At 36.8% G+C, this 17,479-nt stretch carries 17 protein-coding genes; 4 read left to right on the plus strand and 13 right to left on the minus strand.

The features are described from left to right. Window positions 1-1,353: 1,353 nt before the first annotated feature. Window positions 1,354-1,995 (minus strand): DUF2182 domain-containing protein, encoded by a 642-nt coding sequence (locus tag K2F26_RS20020; RefSeq protein ID WP_220609198.1) that lies wholly within the window; start codon window positions 1,993-1,995, stop codon window positions 1,354-1,356. On the opposite strand from K2F26_RS20020, the gene K2F26_RS20025 reads away from it, so the two are divergent. Next, on the plus strand, window positions 1,983-2,126 hold the full coding sequence (locus tag K2F26_RS20025; protein WP_220609199.1) for a hypothetical protein: 144 nt from the start codon (window positions 1,983-1,985) through the stop codon (window positions 2,124-2,126). The two genes, K2F26_RS20020 and K2F26_RS20025, sit on opposite strands and share 13 nt — an antisense overlap. A gap of 30 nt (window positions 2,127-2,156) precedes the next feature. Here K2F26_RS20025 and K2F26_RS20030 read toward each other — a convergent pair whose 3' ends face one another. The 3 genes from K2F26_RS20030 to tftA form a co-directional block, all read right to left on the minus strand. Then, on the minus strand, window positions 2,157-3,818 hold the full coding sequence (locus K2F26_RS20030; protein WP_220609200.1) for a tyrosinase family protein: 1,662 nt from the start codon (window positions 3,816-3,818) through the stop codon (window positions 2,157-2,159). An 850-nt stretch (window positions 3,819-4,668) separates the two neighbouring features. Further along, window positions 4,669-4,875 carry a hypothetical protein gene (locus tag K2F26_RS20035; protein WP_220612026.1) on the minus strand — a complete coding sequence of 69 codons (207 nt, stop codon included), beginning with the start codon at window positions 4,873-4,875 and terminating at the stop codon, window positions 4,669-4,671. A gap of 359 nt (window positions 4,876-5,234) precedes the next feature. After that, on the minus strand, window positions 5,235-6,587 hold the full coding sequence (gene tftA / locus K2F26_RS20040) for a hormogonium tapered terminus morphoprotein TftA (RefSeq protein WP_220609201.1): 1,353 nt from the start codon (window positions 6,585-6,587) through the stop codon (window positions 5,235-5,237). A gap of 180 nt (window positions 6,588-6,767) precedes the next feature. On the opposite strand from tftA, the gene dnaG reads away from it, so the two are divergent. Together dnaG and K2F26_RS20050 are read left to right on the plus strand one after the other, a co-directional pair. Continuing rightward, complete coding sequence (gene dnaG, locus K2F26_RS20045) at window positions 6,768-8,678, plus strand: DNA primase (protein WP_220609202.1); 1,911 nt, start codon at window positions 6,768-6,770, stop codon at window positions 8,676-8,678. 48 nt (window positions 8,679-8,726) lie between these two features. Further along, a complete protein-coding gene (locus K2F26_RS20050; RefSeq protein WP_220609203.1) occupies window positions 8,727-9,335 on the plus strand; it encodes a Uma2 family endonuclease in 609 nt (202 codons plus the stop codon). A 31-nt stretch (window positions 9,336-9,366) separates the two neighbouring features. Here K2F26_RS20050 and K2F26_RS20055 read toward each other — a convergent pair whose 3' ends face one another. From K2F26_RS20055 to K2F26_RS20090, 8 genes are all read right to left on the minus strand, one after another. Further along, window positions 9,367-10,329, minus strand: a complete 963-nt coding sequence (locus K2F26_RS20055; protein ID WP_220609204.1) for an acetamidase/formamidase family protein — start codon at window positions 10,327-10,329, stop codon at window positions 9,367-9,369. Window positions 10,330-10,566: 237 nt separating this feature from the next. Continuing rightward, window positions 10,567-11,163: an urease accessory protein UreG gene (ureG, locus tag K2F26_RS20060; protein WP_220611960.1), complete on the minus strand. Its 597-nt coding sequence runs from the start codon at window positions 11,161-11,163 to the stop codon at window positions 10,567-10,569. Window positions 11,164-11,267: 104 nt separating this feature from the next. Next, complete coding sequence (locus K2F26_RS20065) at window positions 11,268-11,957, minus strand: urease accessory protein UreF (RefSeq protein ID WP_220609205.1); 690 nt, start codon at window positions 11,955-11,957, stop codon at window positions 11,268-11,270. After that, window positions 11,932-12,390: an urease accessory protein UreE gene (ureE, locus tag K2F26_RS20070; protein WP_194058010.1), complete on the minus strand. Its 459-nt coding sequence runs from the start codon at window positions 12,388-12,390 to the stop codon at window positions 11,932-11,934. Before ureE ends, K2F26_RS20065 begins: the two co-directional genes overlap by 26 nt. A gap of 157 nt (window positions 12,391-12,547) precedes the next feature. After that, window positions 12,548-12,889, minus strand: coding sequence for a cupin domain-containing protein (locus K2F26_RS20075; protein ID WP_194058012.1), 342 nt, complete (start codon window positions 12,887-12,889; stop codon window positions 12,548-12,550). 91 nt (window positions 12,890-12,980) lie between these two features. Continuing rightward, window positions 12,981-13,391 carry a hypothetical protein gene (locus K2F26_RS20080; protein ID WP_220609206.1) on the minus strand — a complete coding sequence of 137 codons (411 nt, stop codon included), beginning with the start codon at window positions 13,389-13,391 and terminating at the stop codon, window positions 12,981-12,983. A 41-nt stretch (window positions 13,392-13,432) separates the two neighbouring features. Continuing rightward, window positions 13,433-14,527 carry a type 1 glutamine amidotransferase domain-containing protein gene (locus tag K2F26_RS20085; RefSeq protein WP_220609207.1) on the minus strand — a complete coding sequence of 365 codons (1,095 nt, stop codon included), beginning with the start codon at window positions 14,525-14,527 and terminating at the stop codon, window positions 13,433-13,435. Between the two features lie 234 nt (window positions 14,528-14,761). Continuing rightward, a complete protein-coding gene (locus tag K2F26_RS20090) occupies window positions 14,762-15,163 on the minus strand; it encodes a DUF2267 domain-containing protein (RefSeq protein WP_096572398.1) in 402 nt (133 codons plus the stop codon). A 387-nt stretch (window positions 15,164-15,550) separates the two neighbouring features. Here K2F26_RS20090 and K2F26_RS20095 point away from each other — a divergent pair, with 387 nt between their 5' ends. Further along, window positions 15,551-15,949 (plus strand): DUF6335 family protein, encoded by a 399-nt coding sequence (locus K2F26_RS20095; protein ID WP_220609208.1) that lies wholly within the window; start codon window positions 15,551-15,553, stop codon window positions 15,947-15,949. A gap of 563 nt (window positions 15,950-16,512) precedes the next feature. Here the strand turns inward: K2F26_RS20095 and K2F26_RS20100 are convergent. After that, the gene (locus K2F26_RS20100; protein ID WP_220609209.1) at window positions 16,513-17,409 is read right to left on the minus strand and encodes a hypothetical protein; all 897 of its coding nucleotides are present in this window, start codon (window positions 17,407-17,409) and stop codon (window positions 16,513-16,515) included. Between the last annotated feature and the right edge of the window lie 70 nt (window positions 17,410-17,479).

Raw genomic sequence — 17,479 nt, forward strand, 5'->3', positions numbered from 1 at the left:
CTCAATACTTTTCGGTTAAGCCCAAAACAACGAAATAACGTAGGTTGGGCTTACCGTGGGGAAACCCAACAAACCCTTGTAAATGTTGGGTTTCGTTCCTCAACCCAACCTACAAAAATGCTTAACCGAACAGTATTGGGTTTGATCTGTAGGGTGAGTTAGGAGTGTCACTAAATTTGCACTGTAACCTACCTGTTGTCAGAATCATGATTTTTCACTTTTTTAGTTTCAAGACTTGACAAGTCGCAAAATTTGTTGTACACTTATGTTATGAGTGGGAATTTGTGGAGCCAGATATAGTAAACTTTTAAATATTCAACATCGTTATTTTCACTCACATTCAAAAAATCCCCACTACCAATTTATCAATCACATCCTGAAAATCCTTCAATCCTGGTTATCCTGATTCAGACAATTAAACGCAGATAAACGCATATAAACGCGGATGTTAAGTTTATGTTCTTAGTTATATTTTTTAACGAACCGCAGAGGCGCAGAAAAAACAGAGGAAAGAGGTTTTTTGGCGATCGCCTCCGGCACTGCGCTCCGCGCAATCGCACTTTATCAAAAATCCCTACTACTAATTTATCACTTACATCCTGTACATCCTTTAATCATGGTTATCCTGATTCTCACAAATTTAGTCTTGACAAGTCGAAATAATTATTGTACACTCATGTTATTAGTGGGAATATGTGAAGCCAGATATAGTAAACTTTTAAATATTCAACATCGTTATTTTCACTCACATTGAAAAAATCCCCACCACCAATTTATCAATCACATCCTGAAAATCCTTCAATCCTGGTTATCCTGATTCAGACAATATGCAAGCTTGGACACCCGACACCAGACTACAGAACAGCTAAGAAAATGGAAGAAGTATATAATTCGTGATTAAGGTTTGCTGAATAAAGCCAAAAGCCAGATAAATTCTGGAAACCACTTATGTAGGGGTTGCTGAAAAAGTCTTGTCGTGAAGACAGGGAACTCTTAACAGGGAACTCTTAACAGGGAACAGGGAACAGTTTCAGCTATCTGTCATCCCCAAATTTTTGGGTTTGCGATCCCCAAAATGCACAGTTTTTCAGGTATACCCTTGAAAAATCTTGCACTTTATTTCCTTTTGTTCAGCCTCAAACCTTTGATTTATCTAGGTTTTATATTTATTCAGCAAGCCCTATGTAATTTCTGGAGATGTCTATTAGACATCTCCGAAAATTAAATATGCGTCACCTGAAAACCCTGGTAGGGATAATTCATGAATTGTCCCTACATCTTATGTTACCAGAGGTCTATTCTAGAGACGTTCTATATAACATCTCTACATTTTTGCATTAACTACAGAATGAGTTAATCAATCGTCAATTTCTTTCTACGCCATAGTTGATACTCACAAATAAGTTGTGACAGCTTGTACAGGATTTCCTCCTCAAAGGGAATCCGCCATTTGATAGGACGAACGGGACGGTAGCGGTCAAACATTAGTATTAAAGTTACCACAGCCATAATCATCAGGTGTGTTTGTAGGACAGTTAGAGGTAAGAGCATTAAAGCCCAACAATTTCCTACACACCAAAGGCCATTAACCATCCCATAGCGCCAACAATCTAAATTAGCAGCCAGTCCAAAAGGTGAAAGGCCAGGAGTCCAGTGGCAGTGGTTCAAGCAGGACTGCTTCCACGGGCTAGACTGCCAAAAAATGGCTAATAGCAAGGCAACACCAGAAGCGCCAAACCATCCCTCGCCCACAAAAAACCTCAGCAAAGCTGCAACAGGCATTAATATCAGACCTGCCAGAGTCCAGATACTGATATAGCCAAAAAGAAACAAAACAATGGCAATCCAACGCCGCCGGGTTAAGCTACGTAACCAAAGGTGACGGATTGGTTGGGCTAAGGCAGGAGACATCATAGCAACCAACATCACCAGCCAATACAATACCATCATTGTCAGGGAGTGGAAGGAGAGGATACCATCTAGTGAGTGAATCATCTGGCCATGCCCGTGAACTGAGACAGCAATCATCCGTCCTGACATTACCTGATGAAGTTCTCCTGGTAGCAACATCACCCCCCAAGCAATCAGGGAAACTTTCACCAGCGTCGGTAGAGGAGGCTCACTAATAAATGATATGTATCTACTTAATGTGATTCTCATTGCTCGAGTTTAAACGACTCACGAGACAGACATACTTGCTCCACTCTTATATCATCGGCTGGATAGTCCTCAGTTAGTGGGATGAAAGTAACTTTAAGGTTCTTAGTTCCATCCCATCCGCCAAATCCAGTTTTAGCAAGGATCTCGGTAATTTCAAAAACTTCGGTAACTCCTAGTCCCCCACCTGCGGATGCTTGGCTCACACCAAAAAAGGCGATACTACCCGCATACAGATCAGGATAATCATAACCTGGAGCACCTTTAGGAAGACTAACAAACACGTTAATGATCCTACCATCCTTGTTGCTGGTGATATTATTTAGAGACAGGAAAAACCTATACTCTGGGGAGTATTTTACTGGTTTATCCATTTGAATCTCTATCGAAGTTCTATTTGCTCCTTGTAAGCTTGTGGCGGTCTTAGTACTACCAAGGTTTTCTGGAAGCTTTCCGACAGGGTTAGTAGCGATACCTTTTAGGGGATCTGAAATGTCATCATATTGATAACTGAGATCATACTGGTAATCTATTTTCAGTTCGGCGGTCTTGACAACATCCTTTGGTCTGAACTCCCAGACCTGTCCAGATGTCAAAGGTACCATAAAGCCACGTTCATTCGGACCGTCGAGCCACTCTTTTTGTGTTCTGTTGAAAACTTCTATTATTTGGTTGTCCGCTTCGTTTTCTGGTGTCTTTGGTAGTGGCTCCTGCAAATATGGGTTCTTATGCTTCGGATTACGGTTGGTCCAAACTTCCCACAGGCGGTCAATATTGGCATGGTGCAACCAAAATAGAGGGTCAAGACCGGCAGTGACTGGGTTACCCATCAGTCCACCACGTCGCTCAATTACATCGTCCCCATTTTCATCTTTCAGCGGTTTGTTATCTTTGCCCATTTTAACTTTTTCCCGGCCACCAACAAGACCATGAACGTTGTTATGTGGACTGCTTTCTGCTTGACCAAAGGTTGTAGCCTCGTGGCTAAAAGTGGTTTTTACTCCCCCAAAACCAGTTGAAGATACAGATGTTCCCATAAAACTGGGTTGAGTCAATGTCTGTTTTAGACTTAGCGATAGTTTAGTCGACGCATACTGGTTCTTTGCGTCTTGTGATCCTTGAGCAATTTTTTGTGGCAGTGTTGCCAGAGGTCCGTACCGTTGTTTGATATATAGAGGATTTTCAGACTCATCCGGCATATACTCATTGGTAAATGCTGGTGGTATTTTCATTGCACGATAATCATCTTTTGGATCTGCGGGGTTCCAGTAAGGTAAAGCCCAATCTGTCCAATGATAATTAACTTTGATACCTTTCTTTTCGTCTGCTATCATTTCCTGTTTAATAGCTTCACGCACTATTGCTTCAAATGACAGCAAATAGCCACGATGCCAAGGTAAGAAGTACCAGCTTCCGTGCTGGCATTGTTTCCAGTAAAGGCTTTGTACCCAATAAGGTGGTAACTTTTCACCCAAGGTCAGGAAGCCTTCAATGTGCCATAATACGGGATCAAAACCATGAATAGCAGCTAAAAAATCCCAGCTTGTGGGATCTGAAATTGGCTTGGCTCTGAGGACTCTAACACCCCTAGCGTACCAGTACAACACGGGATCATCGAAATCTCCATTCTTTGCCCATACATTTCTGCGAGTAAAAACCATAAAAATCCTTTTGGTGTTTGTTGAATTGTGAACTGCTATCTCAAACTTAGACAAAACTAGACTTCACCCTCTACCTCAATGAAAAATAAGAGCATGGGAGCGCCTATCCCTCAGTAGAATTTCGCGCCTTAGTCAGACGCGATAAAATCATTGTTCTTATTCAATGATTGGTGAATATTCAGACAATTTCGTGCATTCACTAATAGGAAAGAACTAGCTAAAAATAGCCAGTGTTATCCCGTACTATTAGAACCTTAGCTCGATGTAACAAGCACACTATTTTTATCTATTATGACTTATGCAAGTATTACACCATAGAAACTTTTGTAAGATGTGCTAGACGGCATAAATCATGTAAATAAACAGATTTTTGATATCTGATGCACCCTACGAATGTGCCAGTTGCATAGGTCATGACTATAATAATAAGCACATTTGACGTAATGTCAATATTGAATATTGTTAATTTTAGTAAATTTAGCCAATTTTTCACTCATTGTAAGTAGGTAGGCGTGGAAATTTATCGTTGAGACAAGGCAAGAGTGAAAAGACTTTGAGGGATTGTACATTTTGTAACATACCTCGGTTTTTTCAAGCCGACTTACTTGTTTTCAATTGTATATCAGTGACAAAATCACTTAAATAATAATTACATATTTGCGATATAAATTATACTTGCTATGCTTCCATTTGGTGGCTGCCTTTGGTTTAATTTCCATAGCATCAAATCAGTAAATATTAATACTTTATTTTAAGTATAATTACAGCTAATTTAGATGTGGTAATTCGTAATTTGAAACCAGTTATCATCCTCTGGTTCCCAATCACCTGTTCCCCAATCACCAATTACCTAATTGGTTTCCTGAATCTGTAATCTAATAGTATGTTCTGTTGCACCACTCAGTTTAATTTCCATGACTTCCCCTCCTAGTGGTTCAACACAACCCAGGTGCAATCGCAAATTAGGTGTACTTGCACCAGTATCAACATACAATATATCAGCTAAGTTACTGATTTTCGACTTTGCTCGATAACCACCTGATTCAGACAAAATCAAACATTCAGATCCCCGACTTCTTTTTTACCTATCATGTATCAAAATCAACTATTTCAGAAGTCGGGGATCTTTTCAAACAGACAACTCAAAACCTGTTATATATGGCTATGGCGCGGATAGATTTCTAGATATACCATTACAATAGCAAAAACTCAGAACACTGTCAACCCCCCTGGCTGAAATAACGAAAATTCGTTAAATTATTGACTTCATTCTCAATAATATTGAGAATAGACCACCCTTTATTGATAAAAATCTTTTTTTCAATAGATCCCCGACTTCTTCAAGAAGCGAGGGATCTGGGTATTAGCAGAAAGAAACCTCTTCCCTCCTGCCTCCTGCCTCCTGCCTTCTACTAATTAAATCAATCCTGCTGATTCATAAAGTCTTTTAAACAAGGCTTTAATTTTAGTTCCGTAATCTAAATCTGCGGACCATCTTCCTGATAGTTGATCAACAGAAGGAGCGACACCCCTAGTCACAAATCTAAAGCGAGGATCTACTTCTTGTTGTACTAAAGGTTCTAAACTAGCGTAGGCTTTTAAATGTTGAATATGCGCTCTCACTCCTATTCTGGCACTAGGAAAAGATGCTGCTTCTGAACCACCACCTATTGCTCCTAAACCAGCAAAGTTATTTTGTTGAGGTTTAATGTCTCCTCCAAAACGTAAAAAGCCGGTTTCTAAACACATTTGACAAAAGGCAAGATCATGATTTACGCCTTCAATGATCGCTTCTTCTCGATAAAGTTTAGGAATGTCAGGAAACTGCACCAGAGCGTTTTCATTGTTATTCCGCAAAAATATTTGTAGCTGTACTTCTGTGGTATTTCCATTAGAAATAATTTGCTCAATGTGGGCAGGACAAATAGTTAAAATTGAACGGAGTTTAAGAGTTTTAGTTGCACTATCCCAGCTTATAGAAATATTAAAGTCTCGCAGTTCGATAGCTTTGATATAAACTACACGGCGATAGGTGACACGGTTAATATTAGACGATCTTGATAAATCAATCCGTAACCGATCTACTAAGTCAATGGGAATATAGGAATTACCATTAATTAATACCCCTTGTTCTGGATAATTTTGCCCATTGATGTTAATATTAATTGGTGGATAATTTGGTTCTACAGGAGTTCCCGGATTTGGATCAACTCCTCGACTCCAAGCTATTAATCCGTCAACAATTCCTAATGCAAAATCACGACGACGAGTTTGTAATAAATTGCGATCTTCGGGACTGCTGAGAAACCCTACTTGCATGACTAAAGCCGGTAGAGTAGTGCGGCGACAAAACTGCAAACTACCTAAGCCACTGTCTGTATCTGGTCTAACACCGCGATTAGGTAATTGAGGTACACGGCGCAACAATCCCATGAGTAACGTTTCTGCATTTTGTTTGCGTTGATTGTTGTTGGCAATGTGGTAAACACTAGCACCTCTAACTGTAGGACTACTAGCCGCATCAGCTTGAATTTCTACAGCCACATCAGTGGAACGAGCGCGAGAGTTAATCCAGGTGATAGTTTGGGCAGCACTTAAATCATCAGGAACAGCTAAAACTTCCACAGTACGCGCCCGCAGTTCTGTTACAATTAAATCCCGTAACAGAATCATTTCTCTGGCTTCAGTTGTACCACCTGCGATCGCACCAGGATCAATACCGCTTGCTTCCCTACCTCCATGCGCGGCCGAAATAAAAATACGTCCCATTTTTGATTATTCCCGTTGTTAAGCTCCAGCACTATGCAATTTTAGCGATTATTTTGGGTTTGGGATCAAGAATTATAATAAGGTAGGAGTCAGGAGTCAGGAGGCAGGAGGCAGGAGGCAGAAGGTAAATATTTCTCCCCAATCACCAATCACCAATCACCAATCACCAATCACCCAAAAATGCAAATCCCCCGTTTACATCCAGATACAATAGAAGAAGTTAAACACCGGGCTGATATTGTTGATGTTGTCTCAGATTATGTAGTTTTACGTAGACGGGGCAAAGATTTTGTTGGTTTATGTCCTTTTCATGATGAAAAAACCCCCAGTTTTACAGTCAGCCCAACTAAGCAGATGTATTATTGCTTTGGTTGTCAAGCTGCGGGTAATGCCATTAAGTTTGTCATGGATTTGAATAAACGACATTTTGCAGAAGTCGTTTTAGATTTAGCAAAACGTTATCAAGTCCCTGTTAAAACTTTAGCACCTGAACAAAGACAAGAATTACAACGTCAGTTATCTTTACGTGAGCAATTATATGAAATTTTAGCATCTACAGCCCAATTTTATCAACACGCTTTAAGGCAAAATTTGGGTCAAAAAGCGATGCAATATTTACAGGAAAATCGGCAATTTAAAATAGAAACAATTCAACAATTTGGTTTAGGTTATGCTCCCCCTGGTTGGGAAACTTTATATCGTTATTTGGTGGATAATAAAAATTATCCTGTGCAGTTGGTAGAAAAAGCCGGTTTAATTAAACCGAGAAAAGAAGGGGGAAGTTATTATGATGTATTTCGAGATAGGTTAATGATTCCTATTCGGGATGTTCAAGGAAGAGTAATTGCTTTTGGTGGCAGAACTTTAACAGAAGAACAACCAAAATATTTAAATTCCCCAGAAACAGAATTATTTAGTAAAGGTAAAACTTTATTTGCTTTAGATCAAGCTAAAGATGGTATTTCTAAATCAGATCAAGGGGTAGTAGTAGAGGGATATTTTGATGCGATCGCCCTTCATGCAGCAGGAATAAATAACGTCGTTGCATCCCTGGGTACAGCATTAAGTATAGAACAAGTGCGGCTATTATTGCGTTACACCGATTCAAAACAATTAATACTTAATTTTGATGCAGATAAAGCTGGAATTAATGCCGCAGAAAGAGCAATTGGTGAAATTGCTACTTTAGCATATAAAGGCGAAGTACAGTTAAAAATTCTCAACATTCCCGACGGTAAAGATGCAGATGAATATTTGCATAGTCATACAGCAGCAGATTATCAGCAACTATTAGCAAATGCACCACTGTGGTTAAATTGGCAAATTGAGGAAATTATTAAAGATAGAGATTTAAAACAAGCTACCGATTTTCAAATCGTTACCAAAGAAATGGTTAAACTCTTGCAGAAAATCGTTAATAGTGATACACTTAATTATTATATTTCCTACTGTGCAGAAATACTGAGCTTAGGTGAAACTAGACTTATACCCCTAAGAGTTGAGAACCTACTAACTCAAATTGCACCTGCTAGTGTGCAAACTCCACCTTTGCGTTTACGCAAACCAGAGTCAAAAACGCCAAAGCTATCTCTAGTAACCACTGAACGCAGTTTATTAGAACAAGCGGAGGCGTTATTATTGCGGATATTTTTACATTGTGCTGAACAACGTCAAGTAATATTTGAGGAATTAGAAGAAAGAAATTTAGAATTTAGTCTTTCTCATCATCGCTTTTTGTGGCAAAAAAGTTTAGAATTTCCCTTAGAAGAACTTGATTTAATTTCTAAATTACAAAATCGGTATTTAGAATTGGAAGAAGATTTAAAAATAGTATCTCATGTATTTCATTTAAACGAGAAAAACAAAACAGAAATATTAAGAACTCCCCAAGTTGTACAAGCAACCTTAGCTTGTATGGAACGAGTGTTAAGAGAAAAACGTTATCGTCATTTTATGGAACTGTGGAAGAAAATTGATCCACAAGCAGAACCAGATAAATATAAATCTTATGCAGATGCTATATATGCTGATAAAATGCGGATACAAGAATTAGATAAACAAAGACAATTTCCCATTTCCGAATTATTTTAATCGTGTAAATCTTGAAATCGTGAAATTATCATTGAGACAAATAAACCTATGAAACTACAAACAACTATCCAAGAAATCAAAACTGTTAAAGCCTACTATACCCCAGAAGAATATTTAGAACTGGAAGAAAAATCAGAGTACAAAAATGAATATAGAGATGGAGAAATTATACCAATGACTGGCGGAACAACAAATCATAATAAACTGGCTGGTAACTTTTATAGCTGTTTGAATTTAGCGTTAGATGATTTAGACTATGAAGTTTATATTGGAGATGTAAAACTGTGGATACCACGTTATAGAGAATTTACTTATCCTGATGTTATGGTGATAGAAGGTGAACCTATTTATTATAGTACAAACACCACAATTGTCACCAATCCTTTATTAATTGCCGAAGTCTTATCTAAATCTACAAAAGACTATGATCGGGGTGATAAATTTCTTTATTATCGTTCAATTCCCGAATTTAAAGAATATATTTTGATTGATCAATATAAATATTATGTAATGCAATATGTGAAAAATAATGAAAATCAATGGATTTTGACAGAGTATGAAACAGAAGATGCTATTTTCAAACTTGCATCAATTAACCTTGAATTATCTTTAAAACAACTGTATAAAAAAATTAACTTTTTGGAACAAATAGAGTAAAATTATCAATTATCAATTATTGAATATTCACCTATAAACTAAGCTTGGGTAAAATAGATTTAGATAACATTCCATGTACTCCTTTTTGGGGACTATTAACCACTTGAGTAATATGAAAATTCACTGCTAAACTACATAAAACATAAGCATCTTCTGGTGATAAATTGGCAAAACTTTCTAGAAAATAAATCATATTTTTTAACGCCAATTCTAAAGCATCATCTAAGGTTTCTGCAAAACCCATTGTGATGAAATCTGTAGGAGTTTCTGCTATTGGTGTTGTTAGTTGTAAATCTTTACGTAATATGAGTTTAATTCTGCCATTCATAGATGTTTCAATAGCAGTTACATTCACTTCCCCATCTCCTTGTGCAGAATGTCCATCACCAAGAGAAAATAATGCACCAGGAACATATATTGGTAAAAATAATTTTGCACCTGCTTGTAATTGACGGTTGTCAATATTGCCTCCATAAGCACCTGGTGGGATAGAATTACGGTTATTTTCTGGGGTAGCAACTCCTAAAATGCCAAAAAAAGGTGTGAGGGGAATTTTGATATTTGAACCGGGTGGAAATTCGGCAAAATTATTTTTTAAATCGAGGGGAATAAATCTTAATGCAGCTTCAGGAAACTGCTGTGGTAATGCTCCCCAACCTGCACGAATAGCGTTAAAACCAACAGGTAAACGGGGTGATATTGACTCTAATTTTACTTCTAAAACATCCCCTGGTTGTGCATTGTTGATGTAAATTGGTCCGGTGAGTAAATGGGGTCCTGGTGCTATTTTTTGTTCTGGTGGTAAATTTTCACAGATATCAATAAATTCTGGTGTGAGAAATTCTGAAGGAGCTTTGTCGTAAACGTAATAACCTGTATATGTTTCTATGTCTATTGTGTCATGGGAATCAACAAATAATGCTGGTTTTAAGAGGTGAGAAAAGCCACCTAAATGTACAGTTTCTTTCGTAGCTTTTAAAATGTGGTGAGTCATTTTTGCAGATGCTGATAAACTGTTCAATAATACGCCCTTACGATTAATGAATCCGTGTTCTAGGGAACGACTCTGTATGATGGGTAATTGGACGGATATCATAGCATTGTTTATTTACAAACGACTAGAGTGCAGCAAATATAAATTTGTTGCACAAAAATACCTATCATACTCAGATCCCCGACTTCTTAAAGAATTCGGGGATCTAAAAGTAAAAAAAATATAAAATTTCAAAGTTTAGCAAATTTGTGTGGTAATGAATTGAATCACATCCGCTAAACCGGTTTTGGTTTTTAAGTTGGCGAAAATAAAGGGTTTATCTCCACGCATTTTTTTTGCATCTCTTTCCATCACGTTTAAATCTGCGCCAACATAGGGTGCAAGGTCGGTTTTATTAATGACTAATAAATCTGATTTAGTGATACCTGGACCACCTTTGCGGGGTATTTTATCCCCAGCAGCAACGTCTATGACATATATTGTTAAATCAACTAATTCGGGACTAAAGGTAGCGGCTAAATTATCACCACCACTTTCTAAAAAAACTAAATCTAAATCTATAAATTTTTCTTCTAGTTGTTCAATTGCTGCTAAATTCATGGAAGCATCTTCACGAATAGCAGTATGGGGACAACCTCCTGTTTCTACTCCTAAAATCCGATCGCTCTCCAATGCTTGAGAACGCACTAAAAATTGTGCATCTTCTTGAGTGTAAATATCATTGGTAACAACCGCTAATTTATATTTTTCTCGCAGTGCTTTACACAAAGCATCTACTAAAGCTGTTTTTCCAGAACCTACGGGTCCTGCTACCCCAACTCGAAAAGCATTCATAGAATTAGTCATTAGTTATTAGTTATTAGTCATTAGTCATTAGTTATTGGGAATAGAGATAACAGATAACTGTCACCTGTCACCTGTCACCTGTCACCTCTCCCCTAACTTCTAAATAACCTTGTATATTGAGTTTCATGCTGCATACTAGCTAAGGATAAACCCCAACTACAACAAACTAGATTATCATCTTCTAAGGTGAGAATTTCTGACATTGTAATATTTAATAATGTTTGCAATTCTAATAATAATTCTTGTCCAGCAGTTTGACCAAGGGGAATGAGTTTGACTCCAGCGGTAATTAAATTATTTGCCCAACTATGCAGATATGCTAATAATGCCGCATCAGTGTTAATTTGCCAATGAGCGCAAGCAATACCAAAGGCGATCGCATAATTGACAGGATAACCCACAGCGGTAGCTAATGGTAAAGTTTCTGGTGCAAGTTTACTTAATAATTGGATGAGCGATCGCCCCATTTGCCAACTACCAGCGCGTAATTCTTCTGTATCTCTCACCGCAGATAACCACAAATTCCATCGTTTTAAATCTGCTAAATTTCCCATTTTTGCAGCTTCTAAACCTCTAATCATCACAGCGCCATCTATGCGAATTGACCCATAATTCAACTCAGCTTCTAACCAATTTTTTAAGCTATTACTATTATTAATAGTACCATTTTCTACCAACATTTCTAAACCTTCAGAATAGCTATAAGCTCCCACAGGTAAAGCCGGACTAGCTAACTGTAAAATAGATAAAAAATGACTATGAGTGAGAGTGATGGTGTCCATAAGCTCCTCCATAAGCGCCTAATTCTGGTTGAAAAGGTACAACTTCTTCCTTAATTTCTAAACCCAACTTTTCTAACATTGTGCGTAAAACTGAATCGGGAGATAAGCGTAAATAATTAGGAGTAATTTCCACAGGTACATGACGATTACCCAAATGATAAGCTGCTCTTAATAAGAGTAAAGGTGTGTGTGCAACCACAGTCAAAACAGGTTCAGGTTTAGCAATAATTCTGATGAAATTGTTTTGATTTTCATCAGTGAGAAGATCATCATTATGTAAAACGGTACCTCTCGGTAAACGCAAAAAAACCTCCTTTCCATCTGTTAATGTAAATTTGTGACGGCTACGGGTGCGTTCTTCAGCGGTAAGTGGAAGAGTTAAATTAACGATAGCATTAATATCAGGAGGTTTAACTTTAGTTAAATTCAACATGATGAAAACAATAAATTATAGATATCTTGGTAAATTTTCAAAAATGATATTACAACAAAACAACAAAAATATCAATAATCTGCAAAAATAAATCCCCAACCTTTCACAGAAGTCGGGGATCTACATCCTACACCTTTGATATTTTTATCTTTTATATTTAATTTTCATCCCTAGCATGAATTTGAGCCGGGGGACTCGTCGCTTCAACCGCTGTAAATGGTTGCAGAATTCTATAAGAATGAATTGCACCTTTTGGTACAACCCAAGAACTACCTTTTTCTAGTAAAATTGTCTGCCCAGAAATATCTAATTCTGCTTGTCCATCAATTACATAACCAACAGTTTCATATTCCCGTTGAGTTGGTACTTTTTCCTCACCTGGTTCTTCATTTTCCCATAGTCGCATCGAAACAGTTTTTCCCGATGCCAGATACTTTTGACCAAGTTTACCTGTGGGAGAATAGGCAGAATCTACTTTTTTAACACTTGTGTCACTCATAATATTTTAGACCGCAAACAGCATTAAATTTGAAGTATTTTGAACTTTAATGAAGACAGGAGTGAGGACTCCTAACTCATCACATCTTGCTTTATCTCTTGTCTCTCAATATTCTTTCTGGTGGTATATTCTCTTGATAATAACCTGGTTTATCACCAGTAATTGGCTCTAAACTTTTGTCAATATTTGTGCGTACATCTTCTAAAAACTGTCTTGTAGATTCAGGAATAGGTTCATCAAGATTGAGTTTTTCTCTAATATTATCAGCAGTTTCTTGAAGTTGTCTTTGAGTATTTTCTAGCGGCTGCTCATTTCTAATTGCTTCTTGATCTGGAGTACCTTTATAATAAGTACCTTCTGGAGTTGTCACGGTATCAGCTTGTGCTAATAGCATGGCATTACTAGAGCTAAAAGCTTGGAAGCCAAAAAAGGCAAATACCACAAAAGAAATTACTAGCAGACGTAAAATTAGACGTTGAAAACTCTTAAAAAGACGATTCATAATTATCCTTGAAAATAGGGTTTTTGTTGAATACTAAATCCTTAGACAACAGCAGCACTAGAAGTAGGTTTAGGAGGCTTAATACCAGCGGCAATTCGTGAACGATATAGTTCAACTAATCGCTGTTCATATTTACCTAAATCGTTGTGAATTTCTTTAAAAATTGCCGTTGCTACTGGGTCAGTATACATTGCCGACAAATGGCTAACATCACCAATACCTGTTTGTAGATCACCCAATGCACAACGAATTTGATAGATATCATCACTACCAGTCAATGCAGATTTTACCTTAGCATATTGATTAGCAACATTAGCGCCAAAAGACTGTTTTTCATGTAATCTATGCAGATAAGTTTCCAGTTTTTGAATGTGACTTTGCTTATTAATTATCATTTCTTGAAACAGGTTTTTTACCTCCTGATCAGATTCTTTTTCTAGATACTTTTCTAGAGCTTCTAAAGAATAACGTTCTCCACCTAAAGCAATATTTAAACCTTTAACAATTTCATTCTTGGTTGAACCACCCCAAGCATCAGCTAATTTCCACCATTCTACACTTGTGTCTTTTTCATCAGGCAAATTAGCATCTTTACCACCATAACCTAAACGTTTTAAAAGTGCAGTTGTAAAAATTGCCAAGTCTCCAGGTTCACGAGATGTAATCAAATTACCATCCACAACTACAGGCTCATCTATATAATTTGCTCCTGCATTGCTGATGTCTTTACGAATAGCAGTAAACCCAGTTACTTGTTTACCTTTGAGTAAATCACCTTCAATTAAAACCTGTGGTCCATGACATATTGCGGCTATTAATTTACCTTGTTTCATGGCTTCCCGCACAAAGCAAACTGTGTGACAATTACGCCGCATTTTATCAGGAGCCATACCCCCAGGAATAACCACTGCTGCAAATTCATCAACTATAGCTTCTGTTGTTGTTCCATCAGCTTGTACGCTCAGTTTTCCCCTTTTACCCTTATATTTTTCATTCATCCTTGAACCCAAAACTACTACATCCATTCCCGCTTGTTTGAGTGCGTGACAAGGAATTATAAATTCTAAATCTTCTACTGCTTGTTCAACGAGAATAGCAACTTTTTTCTGACTAGAATGATGATTATTGTTGATCATTGGTTTTCTTTCCCTGGTTAATTATCAAATTAAACTTGTTAAACTTTTCTCATCTATTTGATCTCTAATTACAGCACTTTCTGGTGTAATGAGGTACACTATTGGCGGGCAATACTTGTACTGAGCGGTTAGTGAGCGCAGTCGAACTATGTCGAAGTATGCCCACCCCACAAGAGTTTTATGATCGTGTTTTGTAAGTTTTGTACCTCTTATAAATTAAATCTGCTGTAACTGTTATGCTGGCATTTCACTGGTTGATGAAGTGGCAAATAATTCCTCATAATCATGGGTAAAATAAGCATGAAATTTCTTGAATTTCTCTGGAGTTACCGCATTTTGTAAAACCGCAAAAACTGCCCGCACGTGCATTGCTGCTGTAGTTGGTTCTATATTTTCTTTCTGACTAGCACGCTCAATAAACTCTTGCAGATGAAAAGATTGACTAGCTTCTGTTTCTCTACCACGTAAATATTTACCTAATTCTGGTGGTATTTGTGCAGCTAATTCTTGTGCTTCATCCTTAGGAATCAGTTCTCTCACTGTTTCTAATGTCGCACGAGTAGCAACTTCTGCTTCTTCACGGGAATTTGATTGAGCTAGACTTTGTACATGGGTAATAAACTCTGTATATTCCATTTTTTAATCTCCTCTATTTATTAAATCTGAAAATAATTTTTTACCAATTACATTACTAAACTAATTGCTAGTTATAATTGCTAATGATTTACCACCTACTAGATTAATACTTCATAGATTGCTTCACTTCGTTCTCAAGGGATATATTTTTTATAACTAAAGTTATAAATCTTTAGTTAGATAAATATATTTGGTTAAAAGTTATAATAAAAACGTTAAGCATTCAGCCATCAGCCATGTAGCTGAAATATTGAAATACAAAGAGTGAAAATAAACAGATGCAGATAACGTTTCTGAAATTACAATTTCTGAATCTTTGTTATTGCAGCAAAAAGCTGATTACTGATAGCTGAATAATTACTAAAAATGCAGCAAGTGGCTATTATCATGACAAAAAAACGAAAAAAACAGGAAAATAAAACTGATGATTTGCCACAGGGAATTACTGAATCCTATGGTACAGGCGTAAAAAACTTACCGGGATATAATATTGGTGAGCGATCGCTGTGGGAAAATAGACAAGAGTATACAGAAAACAGTCCTGAATTTCCTGCTGAATACCCTATTGCGGGTGATGAAGTTGATAGTTATTGGCAAGATACGGTAGGAGATGAAGCTGTGGGTGGTACTGTTGCTACTCCTGAAAAAAATGTAACGGAGGAATTAGAAACAGCAGTAGGTTTAGAAATGAATGATTATGCTTTTCTTCGCACCAACGATATTTTAGAACATCGTGATGATGCACGTTGGGAACTAGATCTGAAGTATTCTGAAGATTATGAATAAAAAAGCGGAATTTTTGGCTTTTTACCCTGGAAAGGTAAGGTTTTAAACCTTTAATAAAAAATTGTCAATTGTCAATTGTCAATTATCAATTGATAAACAGATAAACACAGAGTAAACACTATGCTTGTTACTCTGTGTTTTTTATTTTGGTGATTGGGGCAGCTGCACCCATCGTAACGCCCTTTGCTTCTTGTCTGCTAATTTAAAGCGATTTAAGTTAATTCTCATCTGTCCTAAGAGTGGTTTAAATTTGTATTAATTTCATTAGGATTCTGACTTTTTATCGTGTTTTCAGTAATTGATTATTTTTTAATATAAACCCAAACATTTATACTCAATGTTAAATATTTTGCATGGCAAAGTTTACCATGTAGATTAAATGACAAATTATTGAGAAATTACCTAAAAATCCCAGTTAAATATACAAATAAATCAATGTCAATAAAATAAGTTTTCTTAGTCTAGTATCCTATAGTTTGTGTAAAGGGTAAAGGGTAAAATTTATTTATTATTAATCCTTACCCTTTTACCCTTATTTTTCACCTAAAGTCCTGAGGTTGAATTTAATTCAACGACTGATTAGATGAAATATACTGTTGTTGACAATATTCCTTAGTTGGGGTTACAGAAACAACTTCTACCTCAACAGGTTTTTCAGATGTGGGGTTAATAATAAATTCACTAGGACCAACATGAGGTTTTTGTGGATTTCCCCAATCATAGGTATAACCTAAACCGGACCAAGGATAATATTCTTTTTTCGCATTGCTGAAAGAATTGGTGTATATTGTCTTAATTACAGGACTGGTATCTGGTACTGGTAAAGGTAAAAGATTACAACTTGCATCGTCAATTTCTTGATCAATACAAGGTCTAATTAAATCTTCAGCTTTCACCCACATTTCCACAAAATGTGTTTTGCTGGAATACTTATTTAAAATCAATCCCAAATATTGCTGTAACCTCAATGAAAGCTCAATATTATCAGGAATATTGGCATCTACAGCTTGATATTGTTGACAAAATTCTTTAACTTGTGGTACTGCTGTAAACCATGTTTGATAAGCCAGTTGTTTTTTTGCACCTATTGGCCAATCTACACTGGGGTTACTTACATATTTCCACGTTGACATTAAATATTCAATTTTGCCATTATTCTCTCTCCATTTAATTCTCGGATTACTGGGAGATAATGCCCAAAGATCACTCACTACTTCATCTGCTGCCGGCTGTTTTGCATCTTCAATTGCATCTGCTAATGTCTTGCTCAAAACATTATAAGTTTCTGGTTGATATTGCAATAGATACTCATAAACATTGACAGGTAATTCTGCTTGGGCTAATTGTGCATTTAGTATTTGTGTACTATCGCTTGCAGCTAAAGCCCGCTGTGGCCATCCGAATAATAAAAAAACACAACATAATAAGCCTAGCAAAAATCGCTGTTGCCAATTCTTCATGGTAAATAACCTAGTAGTGTTTATTGCTGTTGGAAAGTAATTTTATAATTATTTCTTACGAAATAACCAA

The organism is Sphaerospermopsis torques-reginae ITEP-024 (genome assembly GCF_019598945.1).
In the GTDB taxonomy this organism is placed as follows: domain Bacteria; phylum Cyanobacteriota; class Cyanobacteriia; order Cyanobacteriales; family Nostocaceae; genus Sphaerospermopsis.